Source organism: Paenibacillus sp. FSL M7-0896 (assembly GCF_037975415.1).
Lineage (GTDB): Bacteria > Bacillota > Bacilli > Paenibacillales > Paenibacillaceae > Paenibacillus_AQ > Paenibacillus_AQ silagei.
The window spans coordinates 5839334-5859298 of the sequence record NZ_CP150250.1 but is presented as its reverse complement, the minus strand read 5'-3'; the positions used below and the strand labels follow the sequence as shown (position 1 = coordinate 5859298).

Annotated in this window: 20 protein-coding genes; 17 read left to right on the top strand and 3 right to left on the bottom strand. The window is 53.5% G+C overall.

All coding sequences use genetic code 11. From position 1 onward, the window contains the following. The first annotated feature begins 40 nt into the window (after positions 1 to 40). The 3 genes from MKY12_RS25225 to MKY12_RS25215 are packed head-to-tail and all read left to right on the top strand — an operon-like array spanning position 41 to position 1767. Positions 41 to 397 (top strand): helix-turn-helix domain-containing protein, encoded by a 357-nt coding sequence (locus tag MKY12_RS25225; protein ID WP_209876059.1) that lies wholly within the window; start codon positions 41 to 43, stop codon positions 395 to 397. A gap of 59 nt (positions 398 to 456) precedes the next feature. After that, positions 457 to 879, top strand: a complete 423-nt coding sequence (locus MKY12_RS25220) for a MarR family transcriptional regulator (RefSeq protein ID WP_339250759.1) — start codon at positions 457 to 459, stop codon at positions 877 to 879. Positions 880 to 930: 51 nt separating this feature from the next. After that, complete coding sequence (locus MKY12_RS25215) at positions 931 to 1767, top strand: alpha/beta hydrolase family protein (protein ID WP_339250757.1); 837 nt, start codon at positions 931 to 933, stop codon at positions 1765 to 1767. A gap of 321 nt (positions 1768 to 2088) precedes the next feature. On the opposite strand, the gene MKY12_RS25210 is transcribed toward MKY12_RS25215, so the two are convergent. Together MKY12_RS25210 and MKY12_RS25205 are read right to left on the bottom strand one after the other, a co-directional pair. Further along, the gene (locus MKY12_RS25210) at positions 2089 to 2274 is read right to left on the bottom strand and encodes a hypothetical protein (protein WP_036723496.1); all 186 of its coding nucleotides are present in this window, start codon (positions 2272 to 2274) and stop codon (positions 2089 to 2091) included. 251 nt (positions 2275 to 2525) lie between these two features. Further along, positions 2526 to 3008, bottom strand: coding sequence for a hypothetical protein (locus tag MKY12_RS25205; RefSeq protein WP_339250755.1), 483 nt, complete (start codon positions 3006 to 3008; stop codon positions 2526 to 2528). Between the two features lie 281 nt (positions 3009 to 3289). Between MKY12_RS25205 and MKY12_RS25200 the strand changes: the two genes are divergently transcribed. Genes MKY12_RS25200 through MKY12_RS25190 form a run of 3 tightly spaced genes read left to right on the top strand, consistent with a single transcriptional unit; the run spans position 3290 to position 5770 of the window. Beyond that, the gene (locus MKY12_RS25200) at positions 3290 to 4261 is read left to right on the top strand and encodes an ABC transporter substrate-binding protein (protein ID WP_339311396.1); all 972 of its coding nucleotides are present in this window, start codon (positions 3290 to 3292) and stop codon (positions 4259 to 4261) included. After that, positions 4242 to 5024, top strand: a complete 783-nt coding sequence (locus MKY12_RS25195) for an ABC transporter ATP-binding protein (RefSeq protein ID WP_339250754.1) — start codon at positions 4242 to 4244, stop codon at positions 5022 to 5024. Before MKY12_RS25200 ends, MKY12_RS25195 begins: the two co-directional genes overlap by 20 nt. Further along, entirely contained in the window at positions 5018 to 5770 is a 753-nt protein-coding gene (locus tag MKY12_RS25190) for an ABC transporter permease (RefSeq protein ID WP_339250752.1), read from the top strand. Before MKY12_RS25195 ends, MKY12_RS25190 begins: the two co-directional genes overlap by 7 nt. A gap of 549 nt (positions 5771 to 6319) precedes the next feature. On the opposite strand, the gene MKY12_RS25185 is transcribed toward MKY12_RS25190, so the two are convergent. Next, complete coding sequence (locus MKY12_RS25185) at positions 6320 to 7147, bottom strand: TerC family protein (RefSeq protein ID WP_076083072.1); 828 nt, start codon at positions 7145 to 7147, stop codon at positions 6320 to 6322. Between the two features lie 578 nt (positions 7148 to 7725). On the opposite strand from MKY12_RS25185, the gene nifB reads away from it, so the two are divergent. The 11 genes from nifB to MKY12_RS25130 all read left to right on the top strand — a co-directional run bounded on the left by nifB (position 7726) and on the right by MKY12_RS25130 (position 19826). Continuing rightward, positions 7726 to 9093, top strand: coding sequence for a nitrogenase cofactor biosynthesis protein NifB (gene nifB / locus MKY12_RS25180; RefSeq protein ID WP_339311394.1), 1368 nt, complete (start codon positions 7726 to 7728; stop codon positions 9091 to 9093). 6 nt (positions 9094 to 9099) lie between these two features. Then, positions 9100 to 9966, top strand: coding sequence for a nitrogenase iron protein (gene nifH, locus MKY12_RS25175; RefSeq protein WP_339311392.1), 867 nt, complete (start codon positions 9100 to 9102; stop codon positions 9964 to 9966). Between the two features lie 34 nt (positions 9967 to 10000). Then, a complete protein-coding gene (nifD, locus tag MKY12_RS25170; RefSeq protein WP_339311391.1) occupies positions 10001 to 11458 on the top strand; it encodes a nitrogenase molybdenum-iron protein alpha chain in 1458 nt (485 codons plus the stop codon). Continuing rightward, positions 11455 to 13014: a nitrogenase molybdenum-iron protein subunit beta gene (gene nifK, locus MKY12_RS25165; protein WP_339311389.1), complete on the top strand. Its 1560-nt coding sequence runs from the start codon at positions 11455 to 11457 to the stop codon at positions 13012 to 13014. The genes nifD and nifK overlap by 4 nt, the downstream gene beginning before the upstream one ends. Positions 13015 to 13102: 88 nt before the next feature. Further along, a complete protein-coding gene (gene nifE, locus MKY12_RS25160; protein WP_339311388.1) occupies positions 13103 to 14467 on the top strand; it encodes a nitrogenase iron-molybdenum cofactor biosynthesis protein NifE in 1365 nt (454 codons plus the stop codon). Continuing rightward, entirely contained in the window at positions 14457 to 15785 is a 1329-nt protein-coding gene (nifN, locus tag MKY12_RS25155; RefSeq protein ID WP_339311386.1) for a nitrogenase iron-molybdenum cofactor biosynthesis protein NifN, read from the top strand. Before nifE ends, nifN begins: the two co-directional genes overlap by 11 nt. Further along, positions 15760 to 16170: a nitrogen fixation protein NifX gene (gene nifX, locus MKY12_RS25150; protein WP_339311384.1), complete on the top strand. Its 411-nt coding sequence runs from the start codon at positions 15760 to 15762 to the stop codon at positions 16168 to 16170. The genes nifN and nifX overlap by 26 nt, the downstream gene beginning before the upstream one ends. Then, positions 16154 to 16720, top strand: coding sequence for a DUF269 domain-containing protein (locus tag MKY12_RS25145; RefSeq protein ID WP_339311382.1), 567 nt, complete (start codon positions 16154 to 16156; stop codon positions 16718 to 16720). The genes nifX and MKY12_RS25145 overlap by 17 nt, the downstream gene beginning before the upstream one ends. 47 nt (positions 16721 to 16767) lie before the next feature. Further along, the gene (locus MKY12_RS25140; protein WP_339311380.1) at positions 16768 to 17520 is read left to right on the top strand and encodes a HesA/MoeB/ThiF family protein; all 753 of its coding nucleotides are present in this window, start codon (positions 16768 to 16770) and stop codon (positions 17518 to 17520) included. Further along, a complete protein-coding gene (locus MKY12_RS25135) occupies positions 17517 to 18659 on the top strand; it encodes a homocysteine methyltransferase (RefSeq protein ID WP_339311378.1) in 1143 nt (380 codons plus the stop codon). The genes MKY12_RS25140 and MKY12_RS25135 overlap by 4 nt, the downstream gene beginning before the upstream one ends. A gap of 396 nt (positions 18660 to 19055) precedes the next feature. Then, positions 19056 to 19826 carry a Cof-type HAD-IIB family hydrolase gene (locus MKY12_RS25130; protein WP_245368363.1) on the top strand — a complete coding sequence of 257 codons (771 nt, stop codon included), beginning with the start codon at positions 19056 to 19058 and terminating at the stop codon, positions 19824 to 19826. Positions 19827 to 19965 lie beyond the last annotated feature (139 nt).

The window sequence follows — 19965 nt, the reverse complement described above, 5'->3', positions numbered from 1 at the left end:
GAGAAGCAGTGTTCGAATTAAGATTGGGGAGGTACCGGGGATGAAGCAATATCATTTAGGGATCGAGGCAACACTTGAGATTATCGGCGGGAAATGGAAGTCGCTGATTATATGTATACTGATGTCGGGAACGAAGCGGACGAGTGAACTGCAGCGCAGTATTCCGGGCATCTCGCAAAAGGTTCTGATTCAGCAGCTCCGCGAGCTGGAACGGGACGGGATCATCGGCAGAGTGGTCTATAGCCAAATGCCGCCCAAAGTGGAATATTACATCACCGAGTATGGAGTCACAGCCAATGAAATCATTGACCTGATGTGCTCCTGGGGCAGAACCAATATTGCGATCCGGCAGCAACGGGGTGAGGAAGTCATGCTGCTTGATAAGGACGCGGAATAGTAGCACAACTGATGTACTACTCTATTGACAATGATTTGATATCAAACTATAATTCGTTTATGGAAACCAGAGATGCTATTTCACTTATATCCAAGATCCGCGAGAAGGTTAACCGCTTCATCGTTCAAGAGATGGCGAAGCAGGGAGTAGACGGCATTGCCACCTCACACGGAGATATTCTTTATGCGCTGCTGTCTAAGCACAGACTCACCATGGCTGAGATCTCGGCACATATTCATAAGGACAAATCTACGGTTACAGCACTTGTGGATAAGCTGGTCCGGTTGGGACTGGTTAAGAAGGAGAGGGATCAGGAGGACACCCGGTACGTATATGTTACTCTAACCGGGAAGGGCGAGGAGCTGGAGCCGGTATTTGAATCGGTCTCTTCTGCCGTGCTGAAGCAGTTCTACCGCGATATCACGGAAGAGGAGCAGACAATTTTGCTGGCGATTTTAATAAAAATCAATCATAATTTCTAAAAATTTGGTGTGATAGTTTGATATCAAACTAATTATAGAGAGGACATTATAATGAGAGACTACACTGCTGAATTACCGCCGCATACAGAGAAATATGTCGGTAAGCATGATCTCTACCTGGAGATTTATAAGGGAGAGGAGGCGCGCGAAGGCCAAAAACAGGAAGATAGGGTACCCCTGCTGTTTGTGCATGGTGCGTATACCGGAAGCTGGATGTGGAGCAAGTACCTTCCCCATTTCATCCGTGAAGGCTGGACCTGTTATGTGATGAATCTGAGAAGTCATTACCGGAGCCGGGTGCTGGATATGACACAGATTACCTTTGAAGATTATCTGGAGGATATCCATGAGATAGTGCAGTTAATTCAGGCTGAATGCGGAGCTGCTCCTGTCCTGATCGGGTTCAGTATGGGCGGGATCCTAAGCCAGAAGGTGGCGGAGACAGCCAGGCTGGCCGGGCTTGTGCTGATGGATTCAAGTATATGCAGAGAGGTACATGAGGAGGTCCCTTATACGGATATCGTTAAGACAGTACCGGGTAACGTAGTACCCGCACCGGTCCGCGAAGAGGAGATCAGCCTGGATGAGACGGCAGAAGATATAGCGTTTCAGCGAAAATACCTGACGATGGAATCTGCCAAGGCCTTTAGCACATTTTCTTTTGAGTTTGGGGCAACAGGGGTATCCGTAGACAGCCGTTCCATTACATGCTCTTGTCTAGTGATCCATGCCATTAACAGTGATGAGGATGAGCGCAGGGGCAGAGCCAATGCAGCGTATTTCCGCGCAGAATATTTAGGCTTGTGGAACACTACGCATACCGGCCTGCTTGTAGGGCAGCGCTATATGGAAGCGGTACAGACGATCCTGCGGTGGTTAGCAAGATAATGAATCTATATAGATTGAACTAAAAAATTATAGTTAAAGGAAAAGTGGCGGAGGGGAATTTTGGAACTGGAGGAGCGGTAGCGTCCGCCTTTGTATGCGGATTTCAACCGTTAAAAACGGGATACATCGAGAAATCTGCAGACAACAGCGGCCGGAAGTCCAAAACTTCTCTGGAGTCACGTTTAATCCTAAAACCTAAAGATCATTAGTTCAATTTACTACTGCAACAAATAAAAGGCCGCCTGAGCCGGGATGCTCCCGTTCCTTAGCGGCCTTAACCTGGTAGGTGAAGGGTATTCTATATATACATCTAACTGGAAATTAGTGAAATTTGACGGTCTTGATGCGCGATTCCTGCTCGTAAGTTAGCGGGCTTGGCGTTGGCGGTGTGTGCAGATGGCGGTGTGCGCTGTATTCCATTCTCCGGTAATCCTCTTCTCCGGAAGCCATCCCCGGCTGCCACATCCCGGTTACCCAATTCTTCAGTTCCTTAATTCCTGCCAGCATTGCATTCATCCTCCTTGGCGATGAAATACGGTAATGAACCTCTGGGACATCTCTTTTGGTTACGCTTTCATTATACCATACATAATCCATAAAGCAATGGAATGTCCGCCTGATAAAGACAAATAAATAAGGAATAATGTTGTCATAACTGGTTTTGTATTTGTATAAGAGAACAATGTCCTTGTGATATGGACTGCGTGCGGGCAACAAAAAAGCGGCAGCCGGGAGGGCGGTCGCTTAGTGGCAGGATGTTATGCAGAAGCAGCTAAACGTTTCATTTCAGCTTCCTGATCTATAGAACGCCGGGCCAGGATATCCAGCGTTGCGTCATGTCCTCTTAGGCTCCGGTCAATCCGCTCCAGAGAATCCCGGCCAGCAACGACTTCAGTATTCACTTCGGACACCGCCTGTTGAATAAGAGGGATTAGCTTTGTATCTTCCTTGATGCTTTCGATATCATCCTTGATGGTAACGATGTCGGTCTTGATGTTTTCAATTTCATCCTTGATGTTTTCAATTTCATCTTTGATGATCACCAGCTCGGCCGTAATTTCAGACTTAAATGCAGTGAATTCTGACTGAAGATTTTTAACATCGGACTTGATGCCTGCAATTTCGGTCTTGATTCCTGAGATTTCGGTCTTAACTCCTGCAATTTCAGATTTCATTCCGTTAATTTCGGACTTTACTCCTTGCAGCTCGGCAAGAATCTGCTGGAGAATTACATCGCTCATAGGGCACAGCTCCTTAGATAGGGTTGGAATAGGACTGCTGCTTGAAGGGGGATACCTGCGGAATAGGTACAGGTCATTATAGCATATTTGCGTCATTATTGGGTGCTGCTGTAAAAAGAATTCCATGAACATATTGGACATTAGAAAACTGATACTTAAATTTATAAATATACAAAATAGGACAATGGGTGTACTATGTATGTGAATAAATTCGCATGAAGCGTAACCGATAAGAGATGGGGGAATCAAGATTCATGAAGACAAGAAACTGGAAACACCTTATGAAGCTAGTCGTGCTGACTGCTGCTGTCAGTGTAGTAGCTGCCGGATGCGGTAGCGCAAATCAGGCAGGAAATGCCAAAGATACTAATACAGGAGCTGCTACAGCTGTACCTGCTGAGGCCGTTACGATATCGCTGGGACTGCTGCCATCCATCGATGCAATTCCTTTTATTATTGCCCATGAGCAGGGATTTGATCAGAAGCATCATGTGAACCTGGATATCCAGACCTTCAAGAGCGCGAAGGATCGTGATGTGGCTTTTCAGGCGGGTAAGGTAGATGGCCTCAGTGCGGATCTGGTGGCGATCTCGATCTATAATGAAGCAGGACTCGATGTCAAAATCACCAGCACGACCACAGGTGAATTCGACCTGCTGACCGGAAATGATGAAGTGAAAGAGGTAAAGGATCTGAAGGGGAAGACCGTCATCCTGTCCAAGAATACCTCAACCCAGTATACCGTTGCCATGATGCTGAAGCAGGCAGGCCTGACGGAAGCCGATATTACTGTAACGGAAGTGCCGCAGATTCCAACGCGTCTGGAGCTGCTTAAGAATCATAAGGCGGATGCGGCTGTTTTGCCGGAGCCTTTTGTCACCATGGGCCGTACTGCCGGTCTGCGCGTTCTCAGCTCCACCCATAGTGCGGGGATCAATCCGTTTGTGCTGGCTTTTCCACAGAGTGCCATTGATGCCAAGGGTCAAGGAATCCGCGATATGTACGCCGCTTATGATGAGGCTGTCGATTATATGAAGACGCATGACCAATCGGAATATATCGACCTGATTATTAAGGAAGTGGGCTATCCCGATACGCTGAAGAATGAGATTAAGGTGCCGGAGTATCTGCCTGCGAACCAGGTGGATGTGAAGGAAGTGGAGGCTGCTTTTGCCTGGGCCCGTGAAAAAGGACTGTTGACCAAAACACTATCGGCTGAAGATGTGATCTCCGATGTCCAGTTTAAAAAATAGCGGTCTCCGCATTAATCAGCTCCATGTAGCTTATCAGAACGGGCAGCTGGCCCTGGGGGAAATGAACCTGACCCTGCCGGAGCACGGGATTTATACGGTGATCGGTCCCTCGGGCAGCGGCAAATCCACGCTGCTGCGGGCGATTGCCGGACTGCTGCCTGGTTACGAGGGGGAACTGCTTTTCAATGACAGATCTGTCCATGAGAAGGAGACGCTGATCGGGCTGGTGCCGCAGAATTATGGTCTGCTGCCCTGGAAGACGGTCCGTGACAACATTCGGATTGCGATGCGGATCGCCCGTCCGGGCGGGGCAGGCCGGGGTAGGCGGCAGCAGGACCGGCAAATTATGCACTGGCTTGAATCCATGGGAATCGCCCAGCTCGCCGGCCGGTTTCCGCTCTCGCTGAGCGGCGGTCAGCAGCAGCGGGTGGCCATTGCCCGCGCCTTTGCCATACTGCCAACGCTTCTGTTGCTGGATGAGCCGTTCTCGGCGCTGGATGCCATTACGCGGGAAGGGCTGCAGCAGATTTTTATCGACAACTGGCAGGCGCATCCGGCGACCACGCTATTCGTGACCCACGATGTGGAGGAGGCGATTCTCTTGGGACAGAAGATTATCATCATGCTGCCGGGCCAGCAGGAGCCGCCAGAGATTCTCGATAACGCTGCTGTATTTGCCATGAAACATTCCCAGAAGCGGGAGAGCGATGAATACTTCGAGCAGACGAAGAGAATCCGAAAGGTAATGATGGAAAAATGGTAAAACGACGGCATTTTATTCACCTGCTGCGCCTGCTGCTTGTTTTTGCCGGAATGAATGCGCTCTGGTATGTCGCTTATCTGCTCATGAATCACGCGATTCTGCCCAGCCCCGGCGCGGTCTATAAGGCAATGTTTCAGCTTGGGGCCCATGATGTGGCGCTGAATGTCGGCTACAGTCTGATGCGCATCACTGAAGGTGTGCTGCTGGCTCTGCTGCTCGGTCTGCTGGCCGGTCTGCTGATGGGCCGCTCTCCCTTCTGGAACCGGGTACTGGACCCGGTCGTCTATCTGACCTATCCGATTCCCAAAATTGCGCTGTTGCCGGTGGTCATGCTCTTCTTCGGACTCGGAGAAACCTCCAAGGTGCTGATGATTATGCTGATCCTGCTGTTCCAGGTCATTATCTCGGTACGTGATGGTGTGAAGGCCATCCCCGAGAGTACTTATGATGTGCTGACGAGTATTGGTGCCAGCACGATGCAGAAATTCTGGAATGTGACGCTTCCCGGCGCTTTATCGGTGATCCTCAGTACGATTCGCATTTCGCTGGGTACAGCGATTTCCGTACTCTTTTTCACCGAAATCTACGGCACGGAGCATGGCATGGGCTTCTTTATCATGGATGCCTGGCTGCGGCTGGACTACCCTGAGATGTATGCCGGAATTATGCTGTTCAGTCTGGTGGGATTCGTGCTGTTCCTGCTGGTGGATGTGCTGGATTACAGATTCATGAAGTGGCGGAGATAGTGCTTGAGTGGGAGCAACGTGAGCACTTGGGTGGACGCTGCGCGAACGGACCGTTGTTTGGGTCGCTGTGGTCTCCAGATTTTTTTTATTCCCCTATGTGGTGAAAATCCGGAGACCAAGGCGACCGCTGCCGCTTCTACACAATCGTTCCGTCCTCTCCGCTGTTTAAGCGGTATACAATACATCTAAGTTTCAAAAACTCAAAAAGAAATCGCCCTTTTGGTAAGATGGAAGATCGACCATCCATCCCAAAGGGGCGATTTCTTTTTTATGGACTATATAAGACGCACTAAAGAATTAACAAAAAGCAAAAAGAAACGGAGGGGAAATTTGGAACTGTAGGAGCGGAAGCGACCGCCTGAAAGCTTTCCGAAGGAAAGCTCGCATCGTAAGCAAAAGCTGTATTTGGATTTCTACCGCGAGCAGCGGTTTCAATCAGGAAATTCAAATACAATAGCGGCCGGAAGTCCAAATGTTCACCGCAGCGACGACCAAGCTTTGAGTTCTAATCTTAAGGGCATCTTATAGAGCTTTTCTTTCTAATATAGATTATTTACCGAGCTGCTTATCGACTTCCTTGACAGGATTCTCGCCGACATTCTCTTCGGTCTTGACACTGCTCATGAACCAGCCTGTAGCTGCAATGATGATCAGAACTACATAGAAGGTCAGTTTCCACCAGGTGCTGTGTGCGAAGTCTTCGGACAATACACCCAGAGCAGGATGGGCCAGCGTGATGACTGCGAGCTTAACCCCTACCCAGCCGACGATGAAGAAGGCAGCAACCTCAAGACCCGGACGGGTGTGAAGCAGCTTAACGAAGAAGGAAGCTGCGAACCGCATAATAACGAGACCAATGAACCCGCCCGCGAAGATTACAAGGAACTGTCCGCCGTCGAGGCCGCCGATGTTGCGGATACCACTTGCCGGAAGAGCAACGGCCAGGGCTACGGCTGCGAGGATGGAGTCTACGGCAAAGGCAATATCTGCTACCTCGACCTTAAGTACGGTGAACCAGAAGCTGGCTTTCTTCTTATTTACAGCTCCAGGGCTTCCGCTTTCAGCGGCGTCTTCCGTGACCGGCTTAGCGAATAACACTTTTCGGAAGATGTGATTCCCCGCGATAAATAACAGATAAAGCGCACCGATGGCTTGTACCTGCCAGATGTCTACCAGATAGGAGATGACGAACAGTGATCCGAACCGGAACACAAACGCTCCGGCCAATCCGTAGAACAATGCCTTCTTACGTTCCTCATCAGGAAGATGCTTAACCATAATTGCGAGTACAAGTGCGTTGTCTGCGGCAAGCAGCCCTTCCAGTGCTACGAGAACGAGCAATACCCATCCGTATTCTAATAATAATCCCCAATCCATTGCTGTTTCCTCCTCAAGTGGGTTTAGCTGCTTTTTGCGAAACTAACGGTGATACCATTAGTTTAACCAAAAATATATATAAAAAAGACCTTTACCAAACAGATTAGCCTTTGGAATAAAGGTAACCTGGTTGGTAAAGGTCTCGCTAACAATAATCTATTGCCGATAAAACCGGAGAATATCCTCATATTCTCGTATTGACGATTTTATCTAACAGCTACTCCCCTTTACGGGATTATATGAAATTTTATAGTATTCGTTTCTGGCTAAACGTATCATATCCGAGTTAAGAGACATTGTCAATGTTTTTGTGAGAACACATATCATTAGAAAGTGACAGGCCTGAAAACGGAAACATGATAAGTGTGAGTCATATAAGTTGACATATGATATGGCGAAACTGCAAACAAAAGGAAATAAAGGGCAAAACGAACGTTGGACTAATTGACGATCCCCGGTAATGAAAATATGATGAAACTAATTAAAGCGGCCAAGTGAATTTAATGTTAGATAAAATAACATTAACCAAAACAAAGGCTATTTGAACCATAAAACTTTTAGCTTTTAGGAGGTGGGAAATGATGCAGCCGTCATGTCTATCAAGTGAAGCGGAGGAGGAGATTAGCCGCCACCCTTGTTACAGCGAGGAGGCCCACCGGTTCTATGCCCGGATGCACATCCCGGTTGCTCCCGCCTGTAACATCCAGTGCAATTACTGTAACCGCAAGTTCGACTGTGTGAATGAGAGCAGGCCGGGCGTGGTCAGTGAGGTGCTTACTCCGGAGCAGGCGGAACGCAAGGTGCGGGGAGTTGCCGCTGGGCTGATGCAGCTCTCGGTCGTGGGTGTAGCCGGCCCCGGAGATCCGCTGGCGAACCCGGAGCAGACCTTCGATACCTTCGCCCGGGTCAGGAAGCATGTGCCTGATGTCTCTCTCTGTCTCAGCACTAACGGACTCACGCTGTACCGGCATGTGGATGAGATTATGGAGCTGGGCATCCGCCATGTCACGATCACCATCAACGCCATTGACCCTGAGGTCGGCCAGGCGATTTATCCCTGGGTGTTCGATGAAGGCGTACGGTACGAAGGCAGAGAGGCAGCCGAGCTGCTGATCCGCCGTCAATTACTGGGACTTGAGATGCTGGCGAAGCTGGGGATTCTGGTCAAAGTGAATTCCATTATGATTCCGGGGATTAACGATCATCATCTGACTGCAGTGTCAGCGCGGGTAAAAGAGCTCGGAGCCACGCTGCACAATGTAACACCGCTTATTCTCGCACCGGGCAGCCAGTATGAAGCGGATGGCCGTAAGGCACCCCGTCCGAAGGAATTGCTTAATTTGCAGGAGCAGCTGGGCCGTGACGGGATGAAGGTGATGCGTCACTGCCGGCAATGCCGGGCCGATGCGATCGGGCTGCTGGGCCAGGACCGCAATCCCGATTTTCCGCTCGAAGCGATGGAGGCTGAGCCAGTCATTAATGAAGAAGCCCGGGCGATGTTCCAGCGTGAGCTGGACACCAAGATCCGCGAGCGCGTCTTGGCCAGACAGGCCAGACGCATTCAGGCCGGCGGGCCGAAGACACGGGTCGCGGTTGCCACCAGAGGCGGCGACAAGGTGAATCAGCATTTCGGTCATGCCACTGAGTTCCTGGTCTACGACACCGACGGAACGGATGTACAGCTCCTGGGTGTCCGCAAGATCCAAGCCTATTGCCATGGCAAGGCCGATTGTAACGGTGACAAAGCAGCTACGCTGCAAGAAATTATATCAATTCTAAGTGACTGCCGTATTCTTCTCTGCTCCGGCATCGGCGAGGCCCCAAGGGCCAGCCTGAACGCAATCGGTGTCCTGCCTCTTGTCCGCAAAGGCGGCATTCAGGAAGCCATTCTCGAAAGCGTGAAGTACAGCTCTTATTTTGAAAAACTAAACATTTCGAAGGGATGATGAACAATGAGACAAATCGCGTTCTACGGTAAAGGCGGTATCGGTAAATCGACAACTTCACAAAACACCCTGGCTCAGCTGGCAACCAAATTCCAACAAAGAGTCATGATCGTAGGCTGCGACCCGAAGGCGGATTCCACCCGTCTGATCCTGAATACCAAAGCCCAGAACTCCGTGCTGGAGCTGGCGGCTGAGCTTGGCTCCGTAGAGGACCTGGAGCTTGAGGATGTGCTGCAGACAGGCTTCGGCGACATTATCAACGTAGAGTGCGGCGGGCCGGAGCCGGGGGTAGGCTGCGCAGGACGCGGGATTATCACTGCGATCAACTTCCTGGAGCAGGAGGGCGCCTATCAGGATCTGGATTTCGTCTCCTATGACGTACTGGGTGACGTAGTATGCGGCGGATTCGCCATGCCGATCCGTGAGGGCAAGGCCCAGGAGATCTATATCGTCTGCTCCGGCGAGATGATGGCGATGTACGCAGCGAACAATATCGCCCGAGGTATCCTGAAATATGCGACCAGCGGAGGCGTAAGACTCGGCGGCCTGATCTGTAACAGCCGGAATACAGACCGTGAGGATGAGCTGATCATGGAGCTGGCCCGCCGCCTGAACACGCAGATGATTCACTTTGTTCCCCGCGACAACATCGTTCAGCATGCCGAGCTGCGCAGAATGACCGTAGCCCAATATAATCCTGAGCACCAGCAGGCGAAAGAATATGAAATACTGGCCGAGAAAATCCTCAATAACAAAATGCTGACGATCCCTACCCCGATCTCGATGGAAGAGCTGGAAGAGCTGCTGATGGAATTCGGCATCATTGAAGATGAAGAAGCTGCGATCAAGAAGCTGCAGGCTTCCGGGCAATAAGCTCTGAGGCGAAGAGAAAAAGGAGGATCAAACCATGGGACTGAGTATTGAAGAGAATCAGAAGCTGGTTGAGGAGATTCTGGAAGCCTATCCCAAAAAGGCGCGGAAGGACCGCGAGAAGCATTTTCAGGTGGCGGATGAAAAGGCCATTGATTGCAGCACCTGTGCGGTGAAGTCCAATATCAAATCCCGTCCGGGTGTCATGACCCCGCGCGGCTGCGCCTATGCCGGCTCCAAAGGGGTGGTCTGGGGGCCGATCAAGGATATGGTCCATATCAGTCACGGGCCGGTGGGCTGCGGACAGTATAGCTGGGGCTCACGCCGTAACTTTGCGAATGGGACGCTTGGCATCGATAACTTTACGGCGATGCAGATTACCAGTGATTTTCAGGAGACGGATATCGTGTTCGGCGGGGATAAGAAGCTGGCCGTCATTATGCGTGAGATTACCGAGATGTTCCCGCTGGCCAAAGGGATCTCCGTCCAGTCGGAATGCCCGGTCGGCCTGATCGGTGATGATATCGAAGCGGTGTCGAAGAAGATGTCCAAGGAGCTGGAAATGCCGGTTGTTCCGGTACGCTGCGAAGGCTTCCGCGGAGTCAGCCAGTCGCTGGGCCATCATATTGCGAACGATGCGATCCGTGACTTCGTGATGGGCCGTGCCGAGCTGGCCGAGACCGGGCCTTACGATGTCAATATTATCGGGGACTATAACATTGGCGGCGACGCCTGGGCCTCCCGTATCCTCCTGGAAGAGATGGGCCTGCGCGTTATTGCCCAGTGGTCCGGTGACGGCTCTCTGAACGAGCTGGAGGTAGCCCACAAAGCGAAGCTGAACCTGATCCACTGCCACCGCTCCATGAACTATATGGTAGACCATATGGAGAAAGCCTACGGTATCCCTTATCTGGAATACAATTTCTTCGGGCCTACGAAGACGTATGAGAGCCTGCGGGCGATTGCAGCCTTGTTCGATGAGACAATTCAAGAGAATTGCGAGCAGATGATTGCCAGATACAAGCCGGTCATGGATGCAGTGATCCGCAAATACAGACCTCGCCTGGAAAATAAGACCGTCATGCTGATGATCGGGGGCCTGCGTTCCCGCCATACCATCGGTGCTTATGAAGATCTGGGGATGGATATCGTAGCCTCCGGTTATGAATTCGCCCATAAGGATGACTATGAGAAGATGCTCCCGATGCTTGCCGAGGGAACCATTGTCATGGATGATCCTACAGCTTATGAGCTGGAAGAGCTCACGAAGAAGATGAACATTGATCTGGTGGGCTCAGGCGTGAAGGAGAAATATGTCTATCACAAGATGGGCGTGCCGTTCCGGCAGATGCATTCCTGGGATTATAGCGGCCCGTATCACGGCTTCGACGGCTTTAAGGTGTTCGCGAAGGATATGGATATGACCGTGAACAGCCCTGTATGGGCTCTGGTGAGCAGACAAGGAACAATGGAGCCGAAGGAGGCGGGCGTATGAGCAGGGATGAACTGAACATTAAAGATAATACCAGCTTGTTCAAGGAAGAGCGTTATGTGCAGCAGCGGGAGAACAAGAAGCAGTTCGAAGCGCCCTGCAGCGAGCAGGAGACCGCCGAAGCACTCGCGTACTCCAAGTCTGCAGAATATATGGAGAAGAATTTCAGCCGCCAGAATGTGGTGATTAATCCGCATAAAGCGTGCCAGCCGCTGGGTTCGGTCATGGCTGCACTCGGATTCGAGAAGACGCTGCCGTTCGTACACGGTTCGCAGGGCTGCAACGCCTACTTCCGCAGCCATCTCAGCCGCCACTTCAAGGAGCCTACGCCGTCCGTGTCCACATCCATGACAGAGGATGCAGCCGTATTCGGCGGGATGAATAACCTGATTGACGGTCTGGAGAACAGTGTCGCCTTGTACAAACCGGAGATGGTTGCGATCTGTACCACCTGTATGGCTGAGGTCATCGGGGATGACCTGAACTCTTTTATCGGCAATGCCCGCATTAAAGGGGTGATCAGTGAGGAATATCCGGTGGCCTACTGCAACACGCCGAGCTTCGTCGGCTCACATATCACTGGCTACGACGCCATGATCAAGGGTATCCTGAGCTACCTCTATACCCGTTCGGGTATTGAGAGCAAGCCGGGGAGCGGCGCGGAGAGCGGAGAGAAGCTGAATGTGATGCTGGGCTTCGAGCCATACACCGGCAACTTTGCAGAGCTGCGCAAGATTCTGGGTGCCTTCGATACGAAGTACACCATACTTGGAGACCACAGCGGGAACTACGATTCACCGGCAACCGGAGAGTATGAATACTACTACGGCGGCACGAAGCTTGCGGATGTTCCGCAGGCAGCCAATGCGCTTGCCACCTTGTCCCTGCAAAAGTATACGCTGAAAAAGACCCAGGAATATATCAGCGGCACTTGGAACCAGCAGCTGGCAGCGTTATCCACGCCGCTGGGCATTAAGGGCACAGATACGCTGCTGGATACGATCAGCGAACTGACCGGTCTCCCGATTCCAGCAATACTCACCGAAGAACGCGGCCGTGTCGTGGATGCGCTGATGGACAGTCACCCTTACCTGCACGGCAAGCGGGTGGCGCTGGTAGGTGACCCGGACCTGCTCATCGGCCTGATCGGGTTCTGCCTCGAGACCGGAATGGAGCCGGTGCACATTATCTGCTCGAACGGTGATGTGGACTTCAATGAAGTGAAGTTCAAGGACGAAGCCGAAGCGCTGCTGGCAGCAAGTCCGTATGGCACCGAAGCTACTGTGCATGTCGGCAAAGACCTGTGGCATATGCGCTCGCTGCTGCTGAATGACAAGGTGGATCTGGCGATTGGCAGCTCCCATCTGAAATTTGCCGCCAAGGATGCGGAGGTGCCGCTGGTGCGGGTCGGCTTCCCGATCTTCGACCGCCATCATATGCACCGTTATCCGATTATCGGGTATCAGGGAACACTCAACCTGCTCAGCCTGATCGTGAACACGATTCTGCAGCAGCTTGATGATCATAACTCCGGCTTTAATTTTGAGCTGGTGCGCTAGAGCCGTTTGTCTTTAGCCATTAATAAGATAGAAGTGCGCAAGATTCGTGTGGAACACAAGCCTCTTAAGCGAAGGAGATGAAAAGCCAATGGACCCTTTACGGCAAGATGAATTTGATTCCCAGGCTTGCGGGAGCATAGCGCCTAAGGCGAAGCCCTGTCCAAGGCCCAAGCCGGGCGAAGCTGCTGGAGGCTGCTCCTTCGACGGAGCCCAGATCACGCTGCTGCCGATTATGGATGCTGCACATCTGGTTCATGGACCGATTGCCTGCGCGGGAAACAGCTGGGAGAGCAGAGGCACGTTGTCCAGCGGCCCCTCCCTGTCCCAATACGGCTTCACTACGGATCTTACGGATTCTGATATTATTTTTGGCGGCGAGAAGAAATTGAAGGACAGCATTGATTATATTGCCGGGCGCTTTGCGCCTCCGGCAATATTTGTATATTCAACCTGCGTGACCGCACTGACTGGCGAAGATATGGATGCGGTCTGCAAGGAGGCGGCGGACCGGATCGGGATTCCTGTGATCCCGGTGAACAGTCCCGGCTTCGTCGGGAGTAAGAATCTAGGGAACCGGCTAGCGGGGGATGCGCTGCTGCAGTATGTCATCGGGACGGGAGAACCGGAGCCGGAGACGGATCTAGGGGTGAATCTGATAGGGGAGTACAATATCGCCGGTGAGATGTGGGATATTGAGAAGCTGATGAACAGCGCCGGGATCGCTGTAACCTCGCGGATTACGGGGGATGCACGCTATAAGGAGATTACATGGGCGCACCGGGCGAGAGTGAATATGGTGGTCTGCAGCCGGGCGCTGCTGGGCCTTGCCAAGGAGATGGAGTCAAGATACGGGATCCCGTATTTCGAAGGCTCGTTCTATGGTGCGAAGGAGACGACCTATTCGCTGCGCCAGATGGCCTATCTGATGAATGACCGGGAGATGGAGCGGCGTGTGGACCGGCTCACCGAGCGGGAGGAGGCCCGGCTCGGCCAGGAGCTGCGGCCTTACCGCAAGCTGCTGAGGGGGAAGCGGGCCGTACTCTATACGGGCGGGGTCAAAAGCTGGTCCGTCATCTCGGCCCTGAAGGAGCTGGGCGTTCAGGTCGTGGGGGTAGGCACGAACAAAAGCACGGAGGATGATGTGCGGCGGATTGCCGACCGTGTGGGCGATGATACAGAATACATTCCCGAGGGCGGGGCCAGCCGGATCATCAAGACGGTAAGAGAGCGCAAGGCGGATATTATGATTGCCGGCGGCCGCAATATGTATGTGGCGATGAAAGAGCAGATTCCCTTCATTGATATTAATCAGGAGCGCCACAAAGCGTATGCCGGATATGAAGGGCTGTTGCGGCTGGCCAAAGAGCTGACCTATTCGCTTGCGAACCCGATCTGGAAGCTGGCGGCAAGCCCTGCTCCCTGGGATAAGGAGGCGCCGCCCTATGACCGTTAACCGGAGAAAAAAGCCCGCCTCGGTCAACCCGATGAAGATCGGGCAGTCGCTGGGTGCTGTACTGGCCTTACAGGGCTGCTACCGGGCCATGCCGCTGATTCACGGCTCCCAGGGCTGCTCCGCTTTTCCGAAGGCACTCCTGACCCGTCATTTCCGGGAACCGATTGCCGTACAGACCTCGGCGCTGCAGGAGATGGATGTGATCTTCGATGCCAACCGCAATCTGGAGGAAGCGCTGAATCTGGTGCTGAGCAAGCACCGCCCGGATATTATCGGCATCATTGGGACGGAATTGACCGATGTAGCCGGTGTGGATTATCAGAATATGCTTAAGTCGTATAAAAGAGAGCGGAATTTGCGCGGAGGTCTCGCCTTCTCGGTTGTGCTGCCTGATTTTCGCGGATCGCTGGAATCGGGCTTCAGCTCTACGGTGGAGGCCATGATTGACGAGATGATCCAGCAAGTAGGACACCGGGGGCAAAGAAGCGTGAATGCCCGGCAGATTACCCTGCTGCCCGGCTCGTTCTTAACCCCGGCCGATGTGATGGAACTGAAGGAGATCATCTCCTCCTTCGGCTTCGAGGTGATCGCGCTGCCGGATATCTCGACCTCCTTGTCCGGCCATCTGCTTACCGGCTTCTCGCCGCTGACGCGCGGCGGGGTTCCGCTGGACTCTATGCTCCAGAGCCTGCAGTCCGGGCTGACGATTGCCGTGGGCGGCAGCATGGAACGTCCGGCCAGACGGCTGCATAATGCCATAGGCACTCCGTATAAGGTATTCGAAGGGGCAATGGGGCTTAAGGCGACCGATGAACTACTGCATTTCCTGCATCAGATCAGCGGGGAGCCGGTGCCGCTGCGGTATTGCTGGCAGCGGGAGAATCTGCTGGACGGCATGCTGGACGCCCATTTTCAATTTGCCGGAATGTCGGTTGTTGCTGCACTGGAACCGGATCATCTGCATTCGGTCTCGGGGTGGCTGGAGGAGCTGGGCGTAGAGCAGAAGGCGCTGATCACTTCGTTCGAGACCCCGCTCATTGCCGGAATGGAGCGCGAGGTATGGGTGGGCGATCTGGATGATGCCGAGGTGCTGGGCAAGGGGGCGGATCTCTGGATCAGCAATTCCCACGGGATCGCCGGGGCGCAGCGGACGGGTGCCGCCTTCTTGCCGGCCGGGTTCCCGGTCTGGAATGAGCTTGGGGCTTACATGTCCGTCTCTGTAGGGTACCGGGGAGCGATGGAATGGAGTAATAAGGCAGGGAATCTGTTCATGCAAAGGGAGGCAGGCAGCCGTGAAAGTAGCGTTCGCCACAGATGATGGAAGCCGTGTGAATGCGCATTTCGGACAGAGTCCGATGTTCGCTGTATATAATGTAACGAGAGCCGGAGCCGAGCTGGTGGAGCTGCGCAGGCTGTCAGCTGTGCCGAACCAGGATGAAGCAGGCAAAATCGACAGCCGCCTGGATTCCGTAGGCGACTGCACCCTGATCTTCATCATGCAGATCGGCGCTTCGGCCGCTGCGCGGGTAACACGCCGGAAAATTATGCCGGTGAAGGTTCCGCCGGGCAGCCCTATCCAGGAGCAACTGAAGCGGCTGGTTGAGATGCTTCAGGGCAAGCCGCCGATGTGGCTGGCCAAGGTGCTGCGGGCAGAGGAAGCGGAAAAGAATGAAGGAGGGGATGCGGATGGAACCCATGGCTAATGAGAGTGCGGCGTGGCAGGGTACGGTAATTCCGGGAGCTTCGGCGCTGAGACAGCGCAGTCCCAGAGCGCGCAAGGAGCTGAATCCGGAGACCGCAGATGCCCTGATCCGGCGTCTGTGTAATCTGCTGGATGCTGGAGATTTCTTCGGACGCAGCAGCAGCCTTCCTCCGCTGGAGAAGATCGCGAAGCTGTTCCTGGCATCTGCCGGGGACAAGGATCAATCGGAATTCAATTGCGCGGTGTCGCCCAAGGTCCGCCAGCAGGTACCGCTGCTGTTCCAGGCCATGGCGGGTGTCATGGAGGAGAGATTCGGCCTTATGATCCAGAGTACGGCGGAGATTAACGGCGAGGGCTTCGGACGGGGGCTGCTCTACAGCGGCAGAGTCATTGTGGTGCTTAAGAGCCTGCGGGCCGGCTTCCCCTTCCCGTTCACTTCGGCTGAGAAGACGATTTCGTACGGGGTGGAGTGCATTGAAGAAGGAATGGCATGGCTGGAGAAATATAAAGAGCTGACTTCAGCGCACGGCCTGCTTAGCCTGGAGGGCTAGAGTAAGAAAGGAATATCTAATATAAGTGGTCACAGGGGGAGTCAGGGATGGAGCAGCTTGCCGGAGGTTTGGAGCTGGAACGGTACACCCGGCAGCTGAAGCTGGTCGGGGAAGACGGGCAGAAGGCGCTGAAGGAAGCGACGGTTATGGTGGCCGGAATCGGCGGGCTTGGCGGAACGGCTGCCCTCTATTTGGCGGCGGCTGGAGTAGGCCGGCTTATTTTGGCCCATGAGGGTGTCATTGTAGCCCCTGACCTGAACCGGCAGATTCTGATGGACAGCGGGCATCTGGGTCAGGAGCGGATGAGTACGGCGGTTGCCCGGCTGAAGCAGCTGAATCCGCATGTAGAGATTGAAGGCTATAATTCCAGAATTGAATATCCTGCGGCATGGCCTTGGGTGGAAGCAGCCGATCTTGTCATCGATGCCCGCTACGACTTCCCGGAGCGTTATGCGCTGAACCGGCTATGTGTCGATACGAATACACCTATGGTGGAAGCGGCCATGTATGGCTTTGAAATATCGCTTACTACGGTGATTCCCGGACTTACGCCTTGCCTCGAGTGCCTGTATCCGGTGGTGCCGCCGCAGTGGGAGCCGCTCGGGTTCCCGGTTCTGGGCGCCACCTCCGGGATTGCCGGTTGTCTGGCAGCGCTGGAGGCCGTAAAATGGATTACAGGGGTAGGGACAACTTACGCGGGCGTAATGCATCGCTTCAGCTCACTCGACTTCGCCTGTTATAGCGTCCGTATTGCCCGTAATCCGAATTGCGCTTGCTGCGGAGAGGGAGGTAAACCGTGAAACGTCTCAAGCTATGTGACACGACACTCAGGGATGGTGAACAGGCGGCTGGAGTATCATTCACGAGGGCGGAAAAGCTGGAAATCGCAAAGTTGCTGTCGGAGAGCGGAGTAGAGCAAGCAGAGGTAGGCATTCCTGCCATGGGCAAGCGGGAGCAGGAGGATATTGCCGCTGTTGCTGAGCTGGGATTACCCATGAAGCTAATGACATGGAACCGCTCGGTGCCAGGGGATATTGACAAGGCCAAGGCTACCGGCGTGAACTGGAGCCATATCTCCATTCCGGTGTCGGAGATTCAGCTGCAGGGCAAGCTGGGGCTGACACCCCGGGAAGGTCTGAACAAGCTGCTGCGTACCGTGGAGTACGGGCTGCGGCAGGGTATGACTGTATCGGCAGGCATGGAGGACTCCTCCAGGGCGGATATAGGCTTCCTGATCGAAGTGGTGAATACCTTATACAAGGAAGGCATCCGCAGGTTCCGGTATGCAGATACCGTCTCAGCCCATCATCCGGGCCAGATGGCAGAGCGGGTAAACCAGCTGCTGGGCGCAGTGCCTGGGGATGTGGAGCTGGAGGTACACTGCCACAATGACTTCGGGCTGGCCTGCGCGAATACGCTCAGCGGCATCGCCGCCGGAGCGGTGTGGGCCAGTACGACGGTGGCCGGGATCGGCGAGAGGACCGGCAATGCGGCCATGGAGGAAGTAGCCATGGCCTGGCGCTATTTGTACGGCGGGGAATGCGCGGTCCGGCTGGAGGGGCTCCAGAGCCTCGCGGACAAGGTTATTGCCGCGTCCGGCCGCAGTGTCGGCGATGCGAAGCCGGTCGTGGGACAGCTCGCCTTCACCCATGAATCCGGGATTCATGTGGACGGGCTGATGAAGGAGCAGGAGACGTATCAGTTCTTCGATCCGGCGGTGGTCGGCCGCGCGCACCGCTATGTGCTGGGCAAGCATTCCGGCAGCGGCGGCGTGGCCCATGTGCTGGAGCAGCAGGGACTTGCGGTCAGCGCCGAGACGGCCGGCCGTCTGCTGGAGAAGGTCCGGGCCTACGCGGAGGCCCGCAAGGGCACTGTGCCGGAAGTCATGCTGCTGCAGTGGCTGATGGAAGAGCAGCAGCGCGCGCAGAACGCGGTGTAGGCAACGCACTAAAGAATTTAACAAAAAGCAAAAAGAAGCGGAGGGGAAATTTGGAACTGGAGGAGCGATAGCGACCGCCTTTGTGTTTGGATTTCTACCACGAGGAGTGGTTGCAATTAGGAAATCCAAAATACAACAGCGGCCGGAAGTCCAAATGTTCACCGCAGTGACGACCAAGCTTTGAGTTCTACTATAAGTGCGTTTTATATATGCGGATGCTTAAGCTGGGCTGTCCTCCATGTGGAGTGCGGCGCAGCTTTTTTTGGAATACAACGGCTGATGATATCCGGGGCTGGCAGGCCGGGGGGAGAATAGACTCTACTTTGACGGAGGATTTTGTTACAATTTGAGCAGGCTGTAAATAGGCAGAGCGTATGGAGAAGGGAAGGCATCACTTTGAAGAAAACGATTTTTTTCGATATTGACGGTACGATCTATGATGAAGACAAGAATATTCCGGCTTCCACCAGAGAAGCGATAGCGGAACTGAAGAGACGCGGGCACCATGTAGCAATTGCTACCGGAAGAGCGGATTATATGTTCGAGGGGCTGCGCGGGGAGCTGGGAATTGACTCATATGTCTCGCTGAACGGGCAGTATGTAGTCTATGAAGGGAAGCCGGTGTACAAGAACCCGATTGCGACCAGCGTGCTGGAGGAGCTGACCTTGTTCGCGGAGAAGCTGGATCACCCTGTTGCGTATACGGATACGGCGGGCATGAGAGTGAATGTGGCCGATCATGAGTACATCAATACGAGCGTTGGTTCGCTGAAGCTGGTATTTCCGACGCATGATGCGGGATATTTTCTGAAAAATGACATTTACCAGGCGATGATCTTCTGTCCGCAGGAGAGTCAGCAGATCTATGCCGAGCGGTACCCGGAGCTGAATTTCATCCGCTGGCACCCGCTGTGTATGGATGTGCTGCCCGGCAACGGCTCCAAAGCGAACGGGATCGCGGAGATGCTGAAGGTGATCGGGGTGAAGAAGGAAGAGGTCTATGCTTTTGGCGATGGCCTGAATGATGTGGAGATGCTGGGGTATGTCGGGTATGGCATTGCCATGGGCAACGGCGAGAAGGCAGCGAAGGCGGCCGCCTCCTTCATTACGAAATCTGTCCGCGAGGACGGGATCTATGAAGGCTTGAAGATGGTCGGGCTGCTGTAAATAGGAGCACTCGGTTGCTATGGTCTCACTTCATTGAACTCTTGAGGTGATATTCTTACTCCCGGATTTAGCATGGTGCTTTACTGGAAGAGTATTCGATTGCAGTTTATGCAATGGAATACTCTTTTTTGCATTGCAA

Bases quoted from the DNA above. Each gene is read 5' to 3' on its own strand.
- MKY12_RS25225 (WP_209876059.1), top strand. From the start codon at position 41: ATGAAGCAATATCATTTAGGGATCGAGGCAACACTTGAGATTATCGGC.
- MKY12_RS25220 (WP_339250759.1), top strand. From the start codon at position 457: ATGGAAACCAGAGATGCTATTTCACTTATATCCAAGATCCGCGAGAAG.
- MKY12_RS25215 (WP_339250757.1), top strand. From the start codon at position 931: ATGAGAGACTACACTGCTGAATTACCGCCGCATACAGAGAAATATGTC.
- MKY12_RS25210 (WP_036723496.1), bottom strand. From the start codon at position 2,274: ATGCTGGCAGGAATTAAGGAACTGAAGAATTGGGTAACCGGGATGTGG.
- MKY12_RS25205 (WP_339250755.1), bottom strand. From the start codon at position 3,008: ATGAGCGATGTAATTCTCCAGCAGATTCTTGCCGAGCTGCAAGGAGTA.
- MKY12_RS25200 (WP_339311396.1), top strand. From the start codon at position 3,290: ATGAAGCTAGTCGTGCTGACTGCTGCTGTCAGTGTAGTAGCTGCCGGA.
- MKY12_RS25195 (WP_339250754.1), top strand. From the start codon at position 4,242: ATGTCCAGTTTAAAAAATAGCGGTCTCCGCATTAATCAGCTCCATGTA.
- MKY12_RS25190 (WP_339250752.1), top strand. From the start codon at position 5,018: ATGGTAAAACGACGGCATTTTATTCACCTGCTGCGCCTGCTGCTTGTT.
- MKY12_RS25185 (WP_076083072.1), bottom strand. From the start codon at position 7,147: ATGGATTGGGGATTATTATTAGAATACGGATGGGTATTGCTCGTTCTC.
- nifB (WP_339311394.1), top strand. From the start codon at position 7,726: ATGATGCAGCCGTCATGTCTATCAAGTGAAGCGGAGGAGGAGATTAGC.
- nifH (WP_339311392.1), top strand. From the start codon at position 9,100: ATGAGACAAATCGCGTTCTACGGTAAAGGCGGTATCGGTAAATCGACA.
- nifD (WP_339311391.1), top strand. From the start codon at position 10,001: ATGGGACTGAGTATTGAAGAGAATCAGAAGCTGGTTGAGGAGATTCTG.
- nifK (WP_339311389.1), top strand. From the start codon at position 11,455: ATGAGCAGGGATGAACTGAACATTAAAGATAATACCAGCTTGTTCAAG.
- nifE (WP_339311388.1), top strand. From the start codon at position 13,103: ATGGACCCTTTACGGCAAGATGAATTTGATTCCCAGGCTTGCGGGAGC.
- nifN (WP_339311386.1), top strand. From the start codon at position 14,457: ATGACCGTTAACCGGAGAAAAAAGCCCGCCTCGGTCAACCCGATGAAG.
- MKY12_RS25145 (WP_339311382.1), top strand. From the start codon at position 16,154: ATGGAACCCATGGCTAATGAGAGTGCGGCGTGGCAGGGTACGGTAATT.
- MKY12_RS25140 (WP_339311380.1), top strand. From the start codon at position 16,768: ATGGAGCAGCTTGCCGGAGGTTTGGAGCTGGAACGGTACACCCGGCAG.